Here is a 20,716-nt window from a genome sequence, read left to right as displayed (position 1 = left end):
GTATGTTTAAACAAGTAAACGAAAGGACTATCCACAAAAGGGATAGTCCTTCTTTACCATTTCTATATTTTTTTAGAAAGTTTGTTGACCACCAAATTGTTGCTCAGCCATTTGTACTAGACGTTTTGTAATTTCTCCACCAACAGATCCGTTAGAGCGAGAAGTTGAATCTGGTCCTAATTGAACACCAAATTCTTGAGCGATTTCGTATTTCATTTGATCTAGAGCTTGTTGAACACCAGGGACTACTAACTGATTTGAATTGTTATTTGCCATAATAAATCACCTCCTTGGTACTTATAGAATGTGTACCGAGGAGAGAATCCATTCATATTTTCAATTGGTAGTTACTGTAAAGTACTTTTAGGTTTGGCTTTAACAGAGAAGCTCCATACAGCGTTTTATTTAAACCAATCTGTTAACATCTTCGTTTCTAAAACAAATTTTCGTACGTATTTTCTTGCCGAGATGTAATCTTAATTGTCTCTATGTTTTGCAATGCCTCTTCCACCCATTCCGATAAATCTGCTTTTGCTTCAAAATGGTTTGCTTTCTCCCTTTTCGGTTTTGTTTTCGGTGACTTTGGTACAAAAACCGTACAGCAGTCTTCATATGGGAGAATGGATGTCTCATATGTGCCAATTTTCTTTGCTATATCAATGATTTCGGTCTTATCCATTGCAACAAGTGGCCGCAAAATGGGATAGTTAGTCACTTCATTAATGACGTTCATGCTTTCCATTGTTTGGCTAGCAACTTGTCCTAAATTTTCTCCCGTAGTTATAGATAAAATCCCTTGTTCCTGACACACTTTTTCACTTATGCGCATCATTATCCGACGCATAATTGTCATCGCATAACCATCTGGAATTTGGCGGAAAATTTCCTGTTGTAATTTCGTAAACGGAACAAGATGAACTTGAATAGACTTCCCATATTGTGTCAATTGTTTAGCTAAATCAAGCACTTTTTGTTTCGCTCGTTCACTCGTAAATGGCGGAGAATGGAAGTGAATAGCTTCCAATTGAACGCCTCGCTTCATCGCCAGATAGCCAGCTACAGGACTATCAATACCACCAGACAATAACAATAACGATTTACCAGATGTACCAACTGGCAAGCCTCCAGCTCCTTGAACGACACTAGAAGTTATATACGTTGCCTCGTTACGAATCTCGATCTTAATCTCTACATCTGGCTGATGAACATCAACGGTTATACCATTTGTATTCGTTAGCAAATGCTTGCCTACAACATGATTAAATTCCTGTGAACGAATCGGGAAATCTTTGTTAATACGTTTTACTGTAACTTTAAATGTACTTGCAGCATCATTTTTCTTAAGCGCATATAATGCAGCCTCTTTCACTTTGTCAGGGTCATTTTCTTCCTTAATCGCCAAGCTTAAACTTTGTATTCCAAAAATATGCTTACATTTATCGATGATTGGTTCTGGGTCATGCCCATTTAATAGAATGAACATTCTTCCTTGCGTCCGTTTCACCTTCACGTTTTTATAATCTTGTAACTTGTTTTGAATATTTTCCTGTAAACGAAGGATAAATGCTTTTATGTTTTTACCTTTTAAAGCCATCTCCCCGTAACGTATTAATATATAATCGTATTGCATAGCCTCTACTCCATTACTTTTTTTAATTGTTGTATGTTTCTCCTTAATATACCCATAAACTGCTGCAATTCTTCCATTGTATTTGTATAAGTAAGACTTACTCGTAGCGCAGAAGTCGTTCTCTTTTTTGGAAGACCACAAGCTGCTAAAATCTTACTCTCATCGGTTTGTTTGGAAGAACAAGCCGATTTCGTTGATATATAAATATCATTCTCTGCCAGCAAATGAATTAGTACCTCTGGCTTCACACCTGGAACAGAAAAATTAATGATATGTGGAGCTGCATGTAAAGGGGTATTTACAAAAACATCCGGAAGTTTCTCTAACTCTTTACGAATATATTGCTGCATTTGTAATAATTCATGTTTATGCGTTCTTTCCCTTTCCAAAATTAAACGTAATGCTCGTACAAACGAAACCGCACCTGCCAAGTTTTCAGTACCAGAACGCTTTGCTTGCTCTTGCGCTCCCCCGTGAAAAAGCGGAAATAATGTCGTCCGATTTCTTATATATAATAAACCAGTTCCCTTTAAGCCATGAATTTTATGCCCAGACATCGTACAAAGATCTATTCCACTATCTTTCAATGACAAAGGAACCTTTCCTAACCCTTGTACATGATCTACATGAAAAAATAATTTCGGATATTTTTTAGTAATTGCCCCGACTTCCTTTATTGGTTGTATCGAACCAAGCTCGCTGTTTACATGCATTATGCTAATTAAAATCGTATCGTCTTGAATAGCAGCCTGTAAATCGTTTACGTTAATAATACCATCCTGATTGACAGGCAAATATGTGATGTTAAAGCCCAATTTCTCAAGGCTTTTACACGCTTCATATACAGACGCATGCTCCACAGCCGTTGTAATAATATGCTTACCTCTGTGCTGATGTTCGAGGGCAATTCCTTTAATCGCCAAATTATTTCCTTCTGTTCCTCCAGAAGTAAAAACGATTTCCGAGCGAGCAACTTCCAACAACTTTGCCGCCTGGTCCTTTGCCTGATGAAGGAGCTTTTCAGATTCCCCCCCTAAAGGATGTATAGAAGACGGATTTGCAAAAAAATCCGTCGAGACTTTTTCGAAGCTCTTTAAGACAGACGCTTCAGGTTTTGTGGTTGCACTATTATCTAAGTAAATCATTATTTATTCGCCATACCTTTCTTACGAATGATGCACTATGATCTGACGCCTTATAAAAAGCACAGCAGAGCGGCTTATAAAATCAACTGCTATTAAAACGTGCAAAAAAGGATACCATCGAATGAATATCCTTTTTCCAAACGACATCTATTTAAATTATTCTTCCACTTCAGATTGGTGTACCTCAATTCGCTTTAATGCTCCTGGTTCTACCTCTTCCACCGCTTTTGCTGCATTTTCAAGTGCTAATTCATATTCGTACTTCCTAAACAACCGCTCAGACTCGGAAAGTTTCTCAGCTAGTAATGGGTATTGACTACGATATCGATTCGCATATTGGATAACCTGCTCCGTTAAATAAGCTTGTTCTAACATCAGATTCGTTTGCTCCATACAGTGGGAAACAGCATTCTTTGCATCATTTAAGGCCTGTTGTACTTCAGCCATTTCCAAAGGTTGATTTTCCAACGCCTTTACAACACGTGCATTTTTGTCATTAGCTGTTTCTATAAGGTTCCAAATAAAAGTAGGGACTCCAGGAACGTTGCTCTTCTTAAGCTTTCGTTGTATAGAATATAACTGATTTCGCATTTCTGTCAACTTTTCTTTTGCTTCTAACTCGTCTTTGCGGAGATTTTGAATCCGTTTTTTAAATGCTTCATGACTTTCTTTTAATGTTTCAATTTCTTTAAGGGCTGCTTCTATTTCATTACGAAGCTTTGTATGCGGTGATTTCTCCTCTTCCATCTCCGAGACAACTGCTTCCATTTGGGAATTTAATTTCGCTATGGATTTCTCCAGCGATAAATATTTTTCCATATCGCTATCTTCAAAATAATAAGCCTTTTGTAGCTGATCTACTTCTTGTTTCGTGTGATGAAAAGTTGCTGTAACTTCTTCCATAACATGTTGATACGTTGGCATCTTTGTTTCTACATAATTTTTAGCAATCGCTTCTTTTTCTAACAGTTGGTACATCTCTTTCGAACGTACTTCGATTTCCTCAATTAATATTTCTGCGTTAGCCATATCGCCATTATCAAGTTTGTCCACCATATGTAAAAGCTTTTGCTGATAGTTGCGAATTTCTTTTTCGAACGCAAGATGCTCTACTCTGTATCCTTCACTTTTCATTTCCTTTATTCCAGAAAGAAGGTCATCTAATTGCGAAGGGAGCTCCTGCTTACACATCCGATACAACTGAGGGAATTCATCAAACTGTTTTTCCAAATTATCAAGCGAAAGTTTGAGCTTATCTACGAGCTCTTTTGCCTCTAGGTAATTTCCACCTTCTACTAATTGATAGTAAGAGGCAAGCTCATTAAACAGCTCATCTAACCTTGCCTCAAAATAACTCTCGGCTTTCCCATATTGATAACGGTTTTGCGATAGTTTTTTGCGTAAGTCTTTCAAAGTCGGCTCGACATGTTCTATTTCCTTACGACTTTCCTCTTCAGAATGGAGCAGTTCATCCACTTCTTTAATAATTTGTTCGATTTCCACTTCCACTGTCTGCAGGATTTTTTCCACTTCAGCTAATGTCTTTTTAGCTCTTGAAAAACGATAACGATCTGCAGCCGCCTCTGCATCAAATAGAAGCTCCTCAATATCTGTTAATTCCTTTGTAACAATATGTTCCCAACGCTCTTTCCAAGCCTCGAACTTATCTTGCGTTTCTCCAGACAAGTTAAGAATTTTTATACGGGAGAGCTCAGCATTGATGTTTCGATCCATAATATCCATTTTCCAAGCTTCATAGCGATCGACTACATCATATACCCTTTTACGTAAAATAAGTCCTGTAATAATAAGTGCAATGACTATAAGTATACTGCCAATGATGTATGCCATAAAATGCCTCCCAACTAAATCTCCTAAAAACTTGTTCAAAAAGTCCTATAAAGCACATCTAATTTCACCGATGGTTTATTCCTTTACCTCTTATGTATTGAAATCACCTATACTCGCATTCGCAGTTCTTGAACTTATTCGTATAAGAGTTGCTAGCATCAATACTGTAACTCATTAAGAAAAATCCGAAGCAGTCCATCATAAGCAAATTCTAGGATAAGGACAACCAGACAATGATACAACTCATTTTTCAAGAACCCTCGATCTAACCGACCTTGGTCCTTTTTATTTTTCCTTTTTGAACTTCACTTTAAGAGAATATCATTTGCTAATGAATTAAAACTCGAATCATAATAAATCTACATATTATAATACCATGTTCGACGCTTCTTTTGCTAAAAAAATACAAATAAATTGGCGATTAGATGAAAAATGATAAAATTTGTTTCGTTTAGTCATTTTTTTCTCTTTGTAGCACCTTTTTTGAACTAGCTTCTTGAAGTTGCTCTTTATTACAGCAATCAATAAAATACTGTTTTAAAACTAGGCATGATCTTTTTGCTTTGCAACTAAGCAATCCAGCCAATCATGAATCGTTTTCACATAGTTGCGGACGAACCTTTGATGGGAATATTCGCCGATAATTTGATTTTTCCATTCATTTGGCATCATATACGGTGTAACAAGCATACCTTTTAATTGCATAAATAAATAGGTTCGGTCATTAATCGATGATCGTTGCTCATCTAATACAGCATAAAAGGCTTTACTTAAAAGATAATTTTCCTTCGCTAAATATGTAACAGTGATTTCTCTAACAAACACCGAATCTAATGATAACTCTCTATGGATGAAACAGGAGAATTGATGCTTGTTTTGTTTATACTGTATAATGAGGAAAATTAATTCCTTTAGTTGATCCAACATGTGTAAATCTTGGTTCTGTTCGATGATTGCTTCTACTGTTTCTAGATACTTTTCATAGTAGTCTGTGACAGCAAATTCTAGCAAACCTTGTTTTCCTTTGAAATAATAGCTAATTAAGGAAACATTGACTTGTGCTTTGTCTGCAATATCACGAACCGATGTACCATGAAATCCTTTTTGAAAAAAGAGTTCAGAAGCAGCCTCGATGACCTTTTGTTTTGAGGGATTAATTTTCATCTTATTCAACTCCTTATATCACCTTTACGACAAAAGCAATTATTTATCCTGCATTTTTCGCTCGACAAAAATAACACATCTGTCGAAAATAACTGTAAAAAGGGGAATGTTTTATGTTTCAAACTGTTCACTATTCCGGAAATAAACAAAAAGACTATGATTTATTAATTCGTCAGCTCCAAGCCTTAAGTGAAGATGAACACGATGAAATCGCCATCTTATCCAATGCTTCTGCACTATTAAATCAATTTCTAGAAAATACAAATTGGGTAGGGTTTTACATTTGGAAAGAAGAAGAGAATGAATTAGTGCTTGGACCTTTTCAAGGACTACCTGCTTGTATTCGTATTGGTTATGGAAAAGGTGTGTGTGGGAAAGCGATAGAGGAAAACGCTACACAGCGGGTCGCAGACGTCCATCAATTCCCCGGTCATATTGCATGTGACGGAGCCACTAATTCCGAGATTGTTGTTCCAATTAAAAAAGGCAATAAAATATTTGGAGTACTTGATATCGACAGTCCTTTAACCAATCGATTTGATGAAACGGATCAAATCTACTTGGAACAATTTGTCGAAACGTTACAACGCTATTTGACTAATGCCTAAAGATTAACCCGTTTAACTGAGCTATTAAAAAACAAAGGTGCAAGCGCCCGTTTAGCAACATAGTGAATGGAACGAATCAACTAAAGATTTAGGAATCATGCCACTAAAACAGGGGTATGCCGACGTCTCGGCGGCAAGCCCATTTTAGTCGACCTTCCTCTTAGCGACGAACCGCTGAGGCCTTATCGTAGGGCGCATTTCTAAAGTCGCATCGTTGCTGGACGGTGGAACCGGACGTGACTATTTGGTTATTTCGTTATCCTCAAGCACCTCATTTTATAGTTTCCTATACAATGAAGAAGCTCCTATGTGGACACGCGTTACCACATAGGGAGCTTACTTATCCATTGGTAACTAATAAAGTGAATTATTTCACCACCCACTGATTGAAAAGTAGAGCAAAAGCTAAGATCGCAACGTTCCTGAAAAAAGAAAACACTTCTTCTGCGTATGCGTGCGAAGCGTCACTTATGTAGCGTTTCTTGTCCTTTGTCCTTGAAAAGAGAGGACTTTTTCTGCGTGACACGCCCAAGATTTTGGTGACTTATTGGGAATTTAGGTGTCGTTATCCCCAATTAGCCTCCTTGAACCTACTCGGAACCTGCGAAGGGTCTTACAGCACCTTACATTGGGGATAATTAACACTTCTATCATATGCTTCCTACCCTTGTACGACACTGTTCTTTCCCATTTGCTTCGCTTTATAAAGTGCTCGATCAGCTCGAATAAACAACTCACTAACGGAGTCATTAAGGTCATTTTGCCAAGTAGATACACCACATGAAAGGGTCACTGTCGGATTTGTCATCTTTTCCACATTGTTGCAAACTTCACCTGCCAATGCTACCGCCTCAGCAATTTGCTTATTTGGTGTATAAATGGCTAATTCCTCCCCTCCCCATCTGGCAGGGATTGCGCTATGGTCAGAAAATTGATGAATCACTTCTGCCACTTGCTTTAACACATCATCACCTACATGATGCCCATACGTATCATTTACTTTTTTAAAATCATCAATATCAAATAGAATTAATGAGCCTTCAGCGGTAATTTCTCTTTGTTGAATAATTTTTTCCTCTAAATACTTCCTTGAATACAGTCTGGTTAAATCATCTGTAATAACTGCCTTTTGTAATTCCTCTTTTAAAATGGCGTTAAAGAATGCTAACGAACAATGCTGAATGAGAGACTGCATAAATTTAAACATCTCAAAGGAAAAGAAATAAGTAGATGGATGCATAATAACTACTACACCGTAAACATCTAGTCCTTGCTCCATAGGTATGACCAATAGAGAACGGTAAGGTAATCCAGTATAGGCATGGTAATTCCCATGAAATGTTGCATGCTTCTCCTGCTCTAATAAAAACGTTGCAAATTGCAAACTATCTGGTTGGTGAAAATAATCAGTACTTGCTTGTAAAACTGTAACATCTTCGCCTCCATTTTTGAAAATAAAGCCAATTTCTTGTGCTTGACATAACTCCTTAATTTTATCTCTTATATATTCGGTAATTTCTTTGAGGTCTAAATTAGAGTTTAAATGATGGGTAACGTCATTAATTAATTTTAATTCTGAAATATGGTGTTTACTATGTTCCATAAGACTCGCATTTTCAATGGCCTTCCCCGCAGTTTGAGCTACATTCGTAACAAATGGAATTTCTCGTTCTGTCAAAGTGCAATCTTTATCTCCCAATAATTGAACCACCCCATAAACCCCTTGATTCCCTGTTAATGGTACAAAAAGATTTGCAATAACATCTGATTGTTTCTCAATTTGTACTTCACCTGATATAAATGCTTTTGTACTGGAATTCATTGACTGATTATCGTTGTAAGCGATTGACTCCACTGGGAAATCAATATCTATATTTGTATCTTGAGACAGCAATAGTTGAATTTTACACTTGGGATAAAAGTGCATAAATGTGTTTATTACTGTTTTTACAATAGCTGCTTTTCGTTTCTTTGTAAACAGTGTCATTGTTAAATAATATAAGAATGGATACTGTGTTTTTTCATCCAGTTTTCCATGCACAACATCTAACATGTTTAAAATCTCAGAACGAATGAAAAAAAGACTAGCTTCTCCAACAGGTTCAGTTGTTGTTAGCAATAGCAGGTAATCCGTATTTAATGTTATCCAATACCTATTCGTACATTGTTCATTGTACTGCTGTTTATTTTCAAGCTCTTCTATGATTATCTTATCTGGAATAAGTTTGGTTGCATTTGTATTAGTATATAGAATAAAACGTTCGTAAAAGTCTCCTTCCCATCGATAGAGACAAACAGCTGAAACATCATTTAATGTATAAATTTGCTTTACAATAAATGATAGGTTGTCCAAGGCATTTCGCTTTAAAATATTGCGAAGTAGCTCATCGTATGCTTGTTGTAGGTGATCTCTTACATATTGTAAATTCATTTTTTCACCAGCTTTTTAAAATTGTTTATTAACATAAAGTTAACTTTTAATGAATGTCGGGTTTCTTTTATCCCCTCTAAGTAACTGGGAACAAAAGCTAAAATCTTAAGCTCTATTGAAAAAGAAAAAACATTTTTATGGCGCGTATACCACTACCGAAGCTTTTTTGCTGAAAGATTTTTCTGTGTGTCAAGCTCTCTAAGATTAACATCTTATAAGTCGAACGAATCAGGCATTTAGACTTGCCCGAACTTTTTTATGCCGCTTCGACTTGAATAGAGTTTTTATGATATCTTTCATCTGAAATAAACGCTAATCAAACTAACTAGTCTAATACATCTATTATAAACGAAATAGGACTTTTTTCCTATCTTATGATTTTAAAAATTGTTTTTTCATAAATGGTTGACTTATGAACAGAAAAATTATATACTGTTCGTTGTGTAAAATAATAAAGTAGCCTTAGTGATCTGACGCTTGTAACCATGTTGTTCCTCCGTACAAGGAGGTGTATCGCGTAACTCTTAGCTGCTGGAGCGATGGTACATGAAAACATCATGAGCAAGAGGATAGAACACGCTCTTTTATTTTATACAAATAAAAGAAAAAGGAGGAAATGTCTTATGGCTCGCTATACTGGACCAGTATGGAAAAAATCACGTCGTCTTGGCATTTCATTAACAGGAACAGGTAAGGAATTAGATAAACGCCCTTACGCACCAGGTCAACATGGACCGAATCAACGTAAGAAAATGTCTGAATATGGTTTACAACAACAAGAAAAGCAAAAACTACGTTTCATGTATGGTTTAAATGAACGTCAATTCCGCACATTGTTTAACAAAGCAGGTAAAATGAAAGGTGTTCACGGTGAAAACTTCATGCTATTGCTTGATTCTCGCCTTGATAATCTTGTTTACCGCTTAGGTTTTGCCCGCACTCGCAGACAAGCTCGCCAGCTTGTTAACCATGGTCACATTACAGTTGATGGTTCTCGTGTAGATATTCCATCTTACATGGTTAAACCTGGTCAAGTTATCGGTTTACGTGAAAAATCTAAAAATCTAGATATCGTAAAAGAGGCTATTGAAGTAAACAACTTCGTTCCTGATTATTTATCTCTAGACGAAGAAAAATTAGAAGGTACTTTTACACGTTATGCAGAACGTGAAGAATTACCTGCAGAAATTAACGAATCGTTAATCGTTGAGTTCTACTCACGTTAACTTTAGAGTATATTTTTTAACAGTTTTAAAAACCCTAGAAAGCTTGCCATATCAAGCGTTCTGGGGTTTTCTGTTTTTATGCTTCGTAAAATAATGTATACTCCCCCATTCATCTGGGGGAGGTTTTGGGGGAGGATTTTAAGCAAGCGCGGACAGGCGTTTATTCTATATTAAATGATTGAAAAAGAGAAGGTCTTTATGCCTTCTCTTTTTTATCACGGTTAAACGAGCATTTTTGTACATACTTAAATTAGCATTTATATCCAAGTGTTAGAGTGAAAAAAATCTAGTGTTTGGAGAGATATTCCTCTAAATATTTTTTCCAGAATTACTTTTAGGCATAATGCTGGACGTTGTGAATTATCTTTATAGTTTGGTGTTATCTTCACCTTTACTTCATCACCAAGTTAAGGGCATACCCCCCACGTATTCTCAAGCTTTTTCCAATTAAATTTCCATTCATCGGAACAAGGTTATCAAGATCTCCAGAACCTTTGAAGATTCTCGCAATTAAATGACCGCCTTCATCATCAGGTAAATAATCATCTATATCGACCGCTAACCAACAATTTACCTTTATCACTTTTTTGTTTTGGAATTAATTCAATTCCTTAAAAATGTTGATATATCAACATTTCAAGGCTTTTTCTTTATAAATGAACGTATAATGAAATACATGATATTGCATTACTTTTCGGATTTCGACCGCTAGTATTAGTGAAGTTTATTTAAAGCAGACAAGAGCTAGCCTAGCTTAAAATAATACTTTATTTCAAACAAAAAGAGACAAATCAAATTATAAAAAATAGAGGGCGTATTTATATTTCCCCTCTCCGCTTTGAAAAAAAGACACATTAACAACAAATTAACGCAATTTTAATGGCGTTACATGGTAGAATATGATATTTTATTAACATGATTCGTCTATCCATATACATAAACTCACGATAAAAACATTTTTGTAAAACGAATTACTTGTGCTTTTTCTTGGATAGCTGAACATAAACTTTTTTTCTTGGAGGTATGAAGGTGAAACGTACGGTTGAAATGATTTTTACTGTAATTGGATTACTTGTTTTCTTACTCATGTCGATTAGTGTTGGGGTAGTTGCATTTACTGATAATGCAAAGATAGAAACGATGGCAAAAAAATTTGTGCAGCTTCAGGAACAGACTTCGCAACCTGGAGTGGAAGAGTTTAGTGAACAAGAGTTTGAAACTGTAATTGAAACAGGAACAAACTACCTGTTTTTTGTATTTCTAATTAATCTAGTGTTAGGTGTTCTTGCCTTATTTTTCTTAAAAGGGGACAAAAAACCAAAAGCTGCAGGAATACTATTAATTGTTACCGCCATCGTTGGTACAATTGCCAGTCTTTTCTTTGGAATTATCGGTGGAGCCGCATACTTAATTGCAGGTATTGTCGCTTTAGTTCGTAGACCGAAAAAAATGATTGAATAACTTATAATTAGCTTAATCATTCTTAAAAAACCACATTAGGTTTAACAAGAATACGGGCGGTACACCAATTGAATGGTTACCGCTCGCTATTTTTTCATATAAACTTATTTAAATTTCTCTCGCACCTTACTTGGCAGTTCCTCAAACTGCACTTCTTCCCAAGAGTCAACATAGATTCGCTTTGTTAAAATTTTCAAATAAGCCGTTTCCCTCAGTTGCTTGCTAGCCGTAAAAGTTACTTCATGTTTTTCTCCAGATTTATCATAACCATTTAAGCTATATTCATAATCTCCTGTATCAAGCTCCTTACCTAATTTAGTTGCTGGGCGCGTGCGCCGGACATGACTAGTCGGTTATTTCGTTTTCCACAAGCACATCATTTTATAGGTTCCTTTACAATAAAATGAAACTTCACATAGGGAAGTTTTTATCTTCGCTACTGAACCAAAGGGATTCTCCGCATATGTTCCTTACTTGCATCTTGTGTTGGAGGCTTATTATCAGTTAGTTGCAAAATATAAAAAGCACAGGAAGCATGAAGCTACCTGCACTTTCATAAGCCTTTAAAACGAGATTAAAAAGAACTTTTTCTTCCCTCTACAGATTACTGTAAAAGTTTCCTCAGTCTATATTACGTATCCCTGTTAACATTCTCCATTAATATAAATTGCTCCATTGGCAATATCTTCTCGTGCTTGTCTTTTTGAAGGTGAGATTTTGGCTTGCACTAATAAATAACTAAGCCGTTATCTTTTGTCTCCGCTTCATTAGCTTTCGACTAATTGATCTATTCCTTTTTAATCAGAAAAGGACTTCCCTAATGCAGTCATGCCAGCAATTAAATGGATACTTCCATTCGTTGACAAACAATTGCAAAGTGAATCAACGTGGAAGCCCAGAAAAATATTACCGCCTTCCCCTTTTTCTCAACAAACAAAAGTGGGATAAAGATTCGGTAAGCTTTAACTGAACTCCAGTTCGTAGACAATCGAGTAGAGGGAAAAGCTAAATAACTTTTCGCCCCTCTCACCCCACGTACGTACGGTTCCGTATACGGCGGTTCAATAGTTTGAGTGTACGAACTGGTATTGAAGAGCGATGTCTTTATATCCTCTCGACGCCAGTTCTTTATCTGTCAATGAACGATGGAGTACATAGCTACTTGATATAGTTCAGTAACCTTTTCTTGTATTCGACCATTCATAAGCTTTACGTTTATCGATGCCTAAATGAATTAGATTCTTTCTTTTCGTACGTGGATTTTTCCACTGTTTCCAAATATATTGTCTAATTCGTCGCTTCAACCATCCATTTAGATTCTTCATGAATCCTTTCATTTCCCCTATGCCATAGTAATTTATCCACCCTGTCATAAGTTGCTGGATTTCTTTTAGAATCACTTCAAGATTCCGCCCACGATTGCGTTTGGTGATTCGCTTGAGTTTCTCTTGAACGGTCACTTTCGCTTTGTTATGAGGACGAATTTTAACCCCATTCTTCGTGGCTAATAGACAGAAGCCAAGAAACTTCCGTTTCAAAGGGCTTCCAACCGCACTCTTTTCTCGGTTAACGGTTAGACTCAAATCTCTCTCAAGAAAGGTAGTAATGTTATCCATTACTCGATATCCTGCTCTTCTACTTTTCACATAGATATTACAATCATCTGCGTAACGAACGAATCGATGACCACGCTTTTCCAATAGTTGGTCTAGTTCATTTAAATAGATATTACTGAGTAACGGAGATAGGTTTCCGCCTTGCGGCGTTCCTTGTTCTGATTTTTCGAAGATACCGTTAATCATAATTCCACTTAATAAGTATCGTCTTATCAAGTGAAGCACTCGCTTATCAGATATCTGTTTTTCCACGAAGTACATGAGTTTGTCATGATTTACCGTATCGAAGTAGGATTTCATATCCAAGTCCACTACATATTTGTACCCTTGTTCGTAGTACGATTTCGCCCGTATGATGGCATGATGCGCACTACGTTTTGGACGAAACCCAAAACTATTATCGGAGAACGTTGGTTCAAATATCGGTTGTAACACTTGGTTGATAGCTTGTTGAAGCATTCGATCGATGACTGTGGGAATCCCCAGTTTCCTCTTTCCACCATCTGGTTTCGGAATTTCAACCCGCAGAACGGGTTGCGGTTTATACTTTCCTTGACGTAACTGGGTTAATAGTTCCTCCTTGTGTTCCTTCAAGTATGGAAGTAGCTGGTCGTACGTCATACCGTCGATCCCTGCTGCTCCCTTATTTCTGACTACTTGAAGGTAAGCTTGATTTAAGTTGTTCCTTGATAGGATTCTTTCAAACAGATTGGATACACCATTTTGATTGTTCTGTTCACCATGAAAAGTACTATGCGCTTCGACATACCCTTCATGTTCCACACTATCTCTCTGCCGATAGCCAGATTCTCCTGTTTTCTGCAGTTGTCGCACCTTCCACACCTCCTAGAGCTTTCAAAATTTCTATTGTTCGGTCCTTCATGTTTCGTCAGTTAACATTACTATGACCTCTGCTGACTTCTTGTGATTCACCAAAACGTCCCCGCTTTGGTTGTGCTGATTCGTTATCATTCAACTCCCACTGCACCCTCACAAGACCTCCCCCGGTAAGAGCGAAAACTTTCCTCCCATGTAACTGTTAGATTTACTGTATAGGTTTCGGGCAGTATTGGACTTTATCTTGTTGCGCAGATTTATCCGACCTAATTCAGCCTTCTATCTAATTTCTGTTCGTCAGTTCAGGAGTTTGCGTCCAGCTTCCTTCAGCCACTACCTCACGATAGCCACCTTGCCTTCCGCTAACAGTTCCTACTGCCAAGCCTGTAGTGGACTTTCACCACCAAGTTTTCGCCCATGCAGGGCGCACGCAAAAAACTCCTCCCTACAAAAAGGGACGAGTTAGTTTACACGCGGTACCACCCTTGTTGCAGCTAAAGCTAAACTCGGTATTGTTAACGATAATGTTACCATTTCTTTACCAAAAGTAAGACAATCACTCATCATCCGATAAAGAAATTGCGCCAGAATGTAATTCATTTTACAAATATAACTGACTTTTACTAACCGTCAGCTCTCTATTAACAGGGATTTGTAAAACTACTCCGTTCCTTCTTTGCAATATGCTATGTATTGGTATATATCTATATCATATGAATTTAAAAAGCAATAGCAGGAAAAATTTTGTTATTTCCTTCTCTAGGAATATGCTATAATAAGAAAGGATTTAGGAGGGTAGACCATGGACTTGAAACAAAAACTTCGAGCTTTAATAAATAAATGGAAATCATCTTTGAATGACAAGGGTACATCTTCTCAACCGTTCCTTGAAAAATGGAAAGAACTATGGAATGCAGGAAAAATTCAGCGTACCTCACGCATATCCTACAATGTAATTTGGAATATTATTCTATTTTTTCTTATTGTTGGTTTAGTAGGTATCTTTTTTGTTGGCGGTGTAGGTGCGGGCTATTTCGCTTCACTTGTCAAGGATGAGCCAGTGCGTTCTTACGAAGTGATGAAGCAGGATATCTATAATTACGAAGAAACATCGAAATTATATTTTGCTAATGACATATACTTGGGAGAATTGCAATCGGATTTATATCGAGAAGAAACTACGTTAAAGAATATTTCACCGACGTTAATTGATGCGGTTATCGCAACGGAAGATGAGTATTTTCAAGAGCATAAAGGGATTGTCCCGAAGGCTATTGTTCGGGCTATTTTACAAGAAGCATTAAACACAGATACAAAAACAGGTGGGAGTACGCTAACGCAACAGCTTATTAAAAACCAAATTTTAACAGATGAAGTTTCCTTTGAACGAAAAGCTAAGGAAATATTACTTGCTTTACGTCTAGAGCGCTTTTTTGAGAAGGATGAAATTTTAGAAGCTTATCTCAATGTCGTCCCTTATGGAAGAAATGCATCAGGGGATAATATTGCTGGGATAGAAACTGCTGCACAGGGCATATTTGGTGTTTCTGCAAAAGAAATCAACCTTCCTCAAGCGGCATACTTAGCTGGGTTGCCACAGAGTCCTTCTGCTTACACACCTTTTCAAAATGACGGCACTTTAAAAGATAAAGACTTGCTGCAATACGGGGTCGACCGTATGAAATCTGTTCTGAAGCGTATGTACGAATCTGACTATATTTCAGAAAAAGAATATAAACAGGCGTTAGCATACGATATTACGAAAGACTTTACGAAGGGTTCCCCATCGTCAATTGATAAATATCCATATTTAACTTTTGAAATTGAAGATCGGGCAAAGAATATTTTAATGAAACAGTTGGCTAAAAAAGATGGGTATAGTGAAAAAGATTTAGAAAACGACGCTGATTTACAAGCAGAGTATGCGGAACTCGCCAAACGTAATCTGCGGAATAATGGATATGAAATCCATACAACTATTGATAAAAAAATGTATGATGCGATGCAAAAAGCCACCAAAGCGTTTGCTTACTATGGCCCAGATCGTACGTTCACCATAAAAGATCCGGATACCGGAGAAATGAAAGAAACAACAGAAAAAGTGCAAACAGGCAGTATTTTAATTGAAAATAGCTCCGGAAAAATTCTAAGTTTTGTTGGTGGACGTGGATATGAAGACAATAATGTAAATCACGCATTTAAAGCAAAACGCTCCAATGGTAGTACGATGAAGCCATTACTCGTATACGCGCCTGCCATGCAAGAAGGAGTTATTCAACCAGGAAGCGTAATTGCCGACTACCCTAAAAAGGTACCCGGTTGGGCATTTGGAAAACCAGGGAATTACGGCGGAGGACATTACGGACTTGTTTCTGTCCGAGAGGCTTTGGCAAAGTCATATAACTTGCCTGTAGCTGAAATATATTCAAAAATACTGAACAAAGACCCCGCTTCGAAGTATCTGGAAAAAATGGGCTTTACGTCATTAACAGAAGGAGACCATGCGCACCCTTCCCTATCGATTGGATCCATGGATAAAGGTGTTTCGGTAGAAGAAAATGTGAACGCCTTTGCGACGTTTGGTAATAACGGAAAATTTACGGATGCCTATATGATTGAAAAAATAACTACCAAAGATGGAGAAGTTATCTACGAACATAAATCAAAGGCTGTCGATGTCTTTTCTCCACAAACTACTTATTTAATGGTTGATATGATGCGTGATGTTCTTAGAAATGGAACTGGAGTTTATGCCAATTCACAATTAAAATATCGTGGTGTCGATTGGGCTGGTAAAACCGGTACTTCTCAAGACTATAAGGATTCTTGGTTCGTTGCTACTAATCCGAATGTAACCTTTGGCACATGGATAGGATATAAAACTCCATATCCTTTAAATAATGCAGGAATGGGGTTAAGCTATGGACAGCGTAATATTAAATTATGGGCTGAATTAATCAACAGTGCAACAGATATTAATCCAGAATTACTCGCTCCATCTAAGAACTTCAAGCGACCAAAAGGGATTGTATCACGAAGCTATTGCGCTATATCAGGCTTACTGCCATCAGAACTTTGTCAAAAAGCTGGTCTGGTCAGAAGCGACTTATATAATAGTAAATATGTTCCTTCAAAAGTGGATGACAGTCTTGTCTCTGGCGGTAGCATGGTAGTGGTAAACGGAAGAACTGTTCCCGCTGGACCAAAGACGCCAAGCGAATTTACTACTGGAAACGGCTTAGCATTTAACGCTGAATTTTTAAGACGAAAAGGATACGATAAATTAAGTGATCTAAGCATCTTATTCCCACGGACCGATCGTGAAAAATGGGAGCGAATTAGTGGTGTTGCAAGCAGTTCCGGTAGTGCTGTTGAAAATGACGGTAAAGCCCCAAATGCTCCTGGATCATTAGCAAAAAGCGGCGGGAATTTAACGTGGAGTAGATCTTCTAGTAAGGATGTTGTTGGCTATCGCATTTATCGTGCTACTGGACCTGGCAATAGTTTTACTCAGATCGGTCATACAACATCTACTTCATTCGGTATTAGCGGTGGGAATGCCCGTTATTATGTGAAAGCAGTTGACTATTTCGGAGAGGAGTCAGCAGCTTCAACACAATTAATCGTTGGTGGTACTCCAAAAAAAGAGCCTGAAACACCGATGAAGGATAAAGCTAGGAAAGTAGAGCAGCCGTCTAATGAACCTTCAAACAAGGAGCAAGAACAGCAAGATGAAAGAGCAGATAAAAAAGAGGATAAAGATAAAGTAAAAGAAAAAGAGGATGAAGGCGGCAAAGAAACAGAAACTCCTGAAACTCCTGAAACTCCTGAAACTCCTGAAACTGAAACTGATGCTAAAAATGAGGATGAGGAAGCAGAATAAGCTTTCCTGCAACGTTTGTAACATCTACATTTATCCTGATGGAATAACGAAACATCAAAGATCCTGTACCCTTTCTCAAGGTACGGGATCTTTTTTACCTAACCTCCACCTTTTTATGAACGCTGTACGAATAGTTTAGGTTAAAAGCTGGTCCGACGATCTTACCTCCTTGCAAACTCCATTGTAATTTTATAGAAATACGTTAATTTAATATCATTCTCCAAGTAATGTTTAGAAATCGTTCATGAATCTTACTAAAAATTCAGATCGTAATGTTGTATAATACTATGTAAGCGTATTATTTAATTAGGTGGTGGGCCAATGAAACATGAAAAAAAGCACTATGCACTAACAAGAGAGACATCCACAGAAACAATCACCATTGAGGGACCATTAGAAGCAGAAGAATTACAGCAATACAAGTTCCATAAGGATTTAATTGCATTTCGACCTGCACCAAAACAATTTGAAGCGATTTTGAATATTTCTACTTTTCCTGAAGGACGGATTATAGTAGCAAGAACGAGTGATACCATCATTGGATATGTAACTTATCTGCATCCAGACCCTTTAGAGCGTTGGTCTGAATTTGAAATGGAAGAGTTAATTGAACTTGGTGCGATTGAAGTCATTCCCGCCTTTCGTGGTGAACGGATTGCTTCAGGGCTACTCGAAGTATCCATGATGGATGAATTTATGGAAAACTATATTATTATTTCTACAGAATATTATTGGCATTGGGATTTACATGGAACAAAATTAAGTATTTGGGATTACCGAAAAGTAATGGAAAAAATGATGGCTGCTGGCGGATTACTCCCAGCCCCAACAGATGATCCGGAAATCATCTCCCATCCGGCTAATTGTCTGATGGTACGAATTGGTAAAAACGTATCTGAAGAATCTATCAAACGTTTTGATGCGTTGCGCTTTCTGCAACGGCATAAATATCGAACTATGCGGGAGGGATTATAATGCTTGTCGAAGAAATTATGAAAACGGAGGTAATTACATTACCTCCGACGGCAACGATTCAGCAGGCGCTGGATTTATTAAACCAACATAAAATACGCCACATTCCAATTATTGATAAGGAAAATCACGTTATTGGCATCGTATCAGATCGAGATGTTCGTGATGCAAGCCCTTCGATTTTTGAATCGGATGAGGGCTCAAACAATTTACAGCATGAAATTCAATCTATTATGAGCCATCCAGTTATAACCATTCACCCATTAGATTTTGTGGAAGAAATAGCAAAAATTTTTTATGATAAAGAAATTGCTTGTTTACCAGTAGTTAGGGAAGGAAATCGTCTTGTTGGAATTGTAACTGAAAAAGATATGCTTTACACCATGATTCAGTTAACGGGCACACATGTGCAAGGGTCTCATATTGAGATAAAAGTACCCCACCGGCCTGGAATTTTACCTGAAGTAACTGCTATCTTTGGCAAACGTAAAACGAATATTGTCTCCGTACTCGTATATCCATCTAAAGATGATCCAGAATATAAAATTTTGGTCTTTCGAATACAAACTATGAACCCACTCCCCGTCATCGAAGATCTTCGTGAAGCCGGTTACGAATTGCTTGCACCTAACCACACAGCGGGGCCACTAAAATGAGCCCATGTAATGCTAAATATGTGTTTTCTACAGACTTGTTGCATTACCATTTTCATGAAGATCATCCTTTTAACCAAAAACGAGTACTATTGGCAACTGAATTACTGAAGCAAGCAGGCACGCTCATCGAAAATAATATTATTCCTCCAAGAAAAGCTACCGAAACAGAAATTAAATTATTTCATGATCATGCATATGTAGAAGCTGTTAAGCAAGCAAGTAAATATATGTTACCAGAACAAACTGCTGTTGAATATGGGCTTGGCACAGAAGATACACCAATATTCTCAGGTATGCATGAGGCCTCATCGTACCTCGTAGGCGGGTCCTTAGCAGCTGTCGATGAAGTGTTATCAGGGCGAGCTACCCATGCACTAAATCTTGGCGGAGGACTGCATCATGGCTTTAAACGGAAGGCTTCTGGTTTCTGTATATACAATGATGGAGCCATTGCTATTCGTTATATAAGAGAAGCGTATAACTTACGAGTTCTCTATGTAGATACAGACGCGCATCATGGAGATGGCGTACAGTGGGCTTTCTATGACGACCCAAATGTGTGTACATTTTCTATTCATGAAACAGGCAGGTATTTATTTCCTGGTACAGGTAACGTCAATGAACGTGGCATTAAGGAAGGACATGGGTATACCTTTAATCTTCCTATCGACGCATTCACAGAAGATGACTCATTTTTGGATGCATATACAACTGCGCTAACAAAAATTGCAGCGTTTTTTAAACCAGATATCATTGTTACTCAAAACGGAGCCGATGCGCATTGCTATGATCCGTTAACACATTTATGCAGTACTATGAAGATTTACGAGCAGATTCCCTTATTGGCGCATAAATTGGCACATGAATATTGCAATGGTAAATGGGTTGCACTTGGTGGAGGTGGCTATGATATGTGGCGAGTTGTTCCTCGAGCCTGGGCGCAAATTTGGAATGTCATGTATCAAGGACAGCCACTAAGTGGAGAATTGCCAGCAGCTTGGTTGGATAAGTACCAAAAGGAAAGTCCTGTTCGCCTTCCCACTCATTGGGAAGATGATCCTTCGATTGTGCCTGTAATTCCTAGGAGAGAAGAAATATCTGAAAAAAACAGTCTTGCATTACAGCAACTATTAAAATATACCGTCACACCATCTAATCAGACTTAAAAAGGCGTCTATATGGGAAACTACTTAAATGAAAGGTAAATTGCACTAATGAAAAAATAACCAAGCAAGA

15 protein-coding genes, 2 pseudogenes and 1 other annotated feature are annotated in these 20,716 nt (G+C 37.5%); of the genes and pseudogenes, 7 read left to right on the top strand and 10 right to left on the bottom strand.

Annotated elements, in window-relative coordinates:
- Positions 1–72: 72 nt before the first annotated feature.
- From KBP50_RS06110 to refZ, 5 genes are all read right to left on the bottom strand, one after another.
- Positions 73–276: an alpha/beta-type small acid-soluble spore protein gene (locus tag KBP50_RS06110; RefSeq protein WP_050353382.1), complete on the bottom strand. Its 204-nt coding sequence runs from the start codon at positions 274–276 to the stop codon at positions 73–75.
- Positions 277–433: 157 nt separating this feature from the next.
- Positions 434–1,630: a tRNA uracil 4-sulfurtransferase ThiI gene (gene thiI, locus KBP50_RS06105; RefSeq protein WP_050353383.1), complete on the bottom strand. Its 1,197-nt coding sequence runs from the start codon at positions 1,628–1,630 to the stop codon at positions 434–436.
- Between the two features lie 5 nt (positions 1,631–1,635).
- On the bottom strand, positions 1,636–2,775 hold the full coding sequence (locus KBP50_RS06100) for a cysteine desulfurase family protein (RefSeq protein WP_050353384.1): 1,140 nt from the start codon (positions 2,773–2,775) through the stop codon (positions 1,636–1,638).
- A gap of 156 nt (positions 2,776–2,931) precedes the next feature.
- Positions 2,932–4,626, bottom strand: coding sequence for a septation ring formation regulator EzrA (gene ezrA, locus KBP50_RS06095; RefSeq protein WP_050353385.1), 1,695 nt, complete (start codon positions 4,624–4,626; stop codon positions 2,932–2,934).
- Between the two features lie 543 nt (positions 4,627–5,169).
- The gene (refZ, locus tag KBP50_RS06090) at positions 5,170–5,790 is read right to left on the bottom strand and encodes a forespore capture DNA-binding protein RefZ (protein WP_050353386.1); all 621 of its coding nucleotides are present in this window, start codon (positions 5,788–5,790) and stop codon (positions 5,170–5,172) included.
- A gap of 113 nt (positions 5,791–5,903) precedes the next feature.
- On the opposite strand from refZ, the gene KBP50_RS06085 reads away from it, so the two are divergent.
- Entirely contained in the window at positions 5,904–6,398 is a 495-nt protein-coding gene (locus tag KBP50_RS06085; protein WP_050353387.1) for a GAF domain-containing protein, read from the top strand.
- A 661-nt stretch (positions 6,399–7,059) separates the two neighbouring features.
- On the opposite strand, the gene KBP50_RS06080 is transcribed toward KBP50_RS06085, so the two are convergent.
- The gene (locus KBP50_RS06080; RefSeq protein WP_050353388.1) at positions 7,060–8,829 is read right to left on the bottom strand and encodes a sensor domain-containing diguanylate cyclase; all 1,770 of its coding nucleotides are present in this window, start codon (positions 8,827–8,829) and stop codon (positions 7,060–7,062) included.
- Positions 8,830–9,452: 623 nt separating this feature from the next.
- On the opposite strand from KBP50_RS06080, the gene rpsD reads away from it, so the two are divergent.
- Positions 9,453–10,055, top strand: a complete 603-nt coding sequence (gene rpsD / locus KBP50_RS06075) for a 30S ribosomal protein S4 (protein ID WP_050353389.1) — start codon at positions 9,453–9,455, stop codon at positions 10,053–10,055.
- A 391-nt stretch (positions 10,056–10,446) separates the two neighbouring features.
- Here rpsD and KBP50_RS22055 read toward each other — a convergent pair whose 3' ends face one another.
- Positions 10,447–10,638: a DNA/RNA non-specific endonuclease gene (locus KBP50_RS22055; protein WP_050353390.1), complete on the bottom strand. Its 192-nt coding sequence runs from the start codon at positions 10,636–10,638 to the stop codon at positions 10,447–10,449.
- A 446-nt stretch (positions 10,639–11,084) separates the two neighbouring features.
- Here KBP50_RS22055 and KBP50_RS06065 point away from each other — a divergent pair, with 446 nt between their 5' ends.
- Positions 11,085–11,516: a DUF4064 domain-containing protein gene (locus KBP50_RS06065; RefSeq protein ID WP_050353391.1), complete on the top strand. Its 432-nt coding sequence runs from the start codon at positions 11,085–11,087 to the stop codon at positions 11,514–11,516.
- A gap of 104 nt (positions 11,517–11,620) precedes the next feature.
- Here the strand turns inward: KBP50_RS06065 and KBP50_RS22750 are convergent.
- The 3 genes and pseudogenes from KBP50_RS22750 to ltrA form a co-directional block, all read right to left on the bottom strand.
- Positions 11,621–11,818: pseudogene (locus KBP50_RS22750) on the bottom strand (YxeA family protein); the annotation flags it as partial.
- A 261-nt stretch (positions 11,819–12,079) separates the two neighbouring features.
- Positions 12,080–12,250, bottom strand: a pseudogene (locus tag KBP50_RS06055) (S4 domain-containing protein); the annotation flags it as partial.
- Between the two features lie 438 nt (positions 12,251–12,688).
- Complete coding sequence (ltrA, locus tag KBP50_RS06050; RefSeq protein ID WP_244969447.1) at positions 12,689–13,966, bottom strand: group II intron reverse transcriptase/maturase; 1,278 nt, start codon at positions 13,964–13,966, stop codon at positions 12,689–12,691.
- Positions 13,967–14,419: 453 nt separating this feature from the next.
- Positions 14,420–14,655: a binding site (T-box leader), on the bottom strand.
- A 116-nt stretch (positions 14,656–14,771) separates the two neighbouring features.
- Here ltrA and KBP50_RS06040 point away from each other — a divergent pair.
- The 4 genes from KBP50_RS06040 (at position 14,772) to KBP50_RS06025 (ending at position 20,646) form a co-directional block, all read left to right on the top strand.
- Entirely contained in the window at positions 14,772–17,852 is a 3,081-nt protein-coding gene (locus KBP50_RS06040; protein ID WP_050353392.1) for a transglycosylase domain-containing protein, read from the top strand.
- A gap of 321 nt (positions 17,853–18,173) precedes the next feature.
- A complete protein-coding gene (locus KBP50_RS06035) occupies positions 18,174–18,827 on the top strand; it encodes a GNAT family N-acetyltransferase (RefSeq protein WP_050353393.1) in 654 nt (217 codons plus the stop codon).
- Entirely contained in the window at positions 18,827–19,480 is a 654-nt protein-coding gene (locus KBP50_RS06030) for an acetoin utilization AcuB family protein (protein WP_050353394.1), read from the top strand. Before KBP50_RS06035 ends, KBP50_RS06030 begins: the two co-directional genes overlap by 1 nt.
- Positions 19,477–20,646 carry an acetoin utilization protein AcuC gene (locus tag KBP50_RS06025; protein ID WP_050353395.1) on the top strand — a complete coding sequence of 390 codons (1,170 nt, stop codon included), beginning with the start codon at positions 19,477–19,479 and terminating at the stop codon, positions 20,644–20,646. The genes KBP50_RS06030 and KBP50_RS06025 overlap by 4 nt, the downstream gene beginning before the upstream one ends.
- Positions 20,647–20,716: the final 70 nt, after the last annotated feature.

Origin of the sequence: Virgibacillus pantothenticus, from assembly GCF_018075365.1 — a bacterium.
Lineage (GTDB): Bacteria > Bacillota > Bacilli > Bacillales > Amphibacillaceae > Virgibacillus > Virgibacillus pantothenticus.
The sequence above is the reverse complement of the archived record's forward strand: the minus strand, read 5'-3'. Positions and strand labels throughout refer to the sequence as shown.

What these genes read in the sequence shown, in the direction of transcription:
- KBP50_RS06080 (WP_050353388.1), bottom strand. Translation starts at nt 8,829, where the DNA reads ATGAATTTACAATATGTAAGAGATCACCTACAACAAGCATACGATGAG.
- KBP50_RS06035 (WP_050353393.1), top strand. Translation starts at nt 18,174, where the DNA reads ATGAAACATGAAAAAAAGCACTATGCACTAACAAGAGAGACATCCACA.
- thiI (WP_050353383.1), bottom strand. Translation starts at nt 1,630, where the DNA reads ATGCAATACGATTATATATTAATACGTTACGGGGAGATGGCTTTAAAA.
- ezrA (WP_050353385.1), bottom strand. Translation starts at nt 4,626, where the DNA reads ATGGCATACATCATTGGCAGTATACTTATAGTCATTGCACTTATTATT.
- KBP50_RS06040 (WP_050353392.1), top strand. Translation starts at nt 14,772, where the DNA reads ATGGACTTGAAACAAAAACTTCGAGCTTTAATAAATAAATGGAAATCA.
- KBP50_RS06030 (WP_050353394.1), top strand. Translation starts at nt 18,827, where the DNA reads ATGCTTGTCGAAGAAATTATGAAAACGGAGGTAATTACATTACCTCCG.
- KBP50_RS06025 (WP_050353395.1), top strand. Translation starts at nt 19,477, where the DNA reads ATGAGCCCATGTAATGCTAAATATGTGTTTTCTACAGACTTGTTGCAT.
- rpsD (WP_050353389.1), top strand. Translation starts at nt 9,453, where the DNA reads ATGGCTCGCTATACTGGACCAGTATGGAAAAAATCACGTCGTCTTGGC.
- KBP50_RS06100 (WP_050353384.1), bottom strand. Translation starts at nt 2,775, where the DNA reads ATGATTTACTTAGATAATAGTGCAACCACAAAACCTGAAGCGTCTGTC.
- refZ (WP_050353386.1), bottom strand. Translation starts at nt 5,790, where the DNA reads ATGAAAATTAATCCCTCAAAACAAAAGGTCATCGAGGCTGCTTCTGAA.
- KBP50_RS06110 (WP_050353382.1), bottom strand. Translation starts at nt 276, where the DNA reads ATGGCAAATAACAATTCAAATCAGTTAGTAGTCCCTGGTGTTCAACAA.
- KBP50_RS06085 (WP_050353387.1), top strand. Translation starts at nt 5,904, where the DNA reads ATGTTTCAAACTGTTCACTATTCCGGAAATAAACAAAAAGACTATGAT.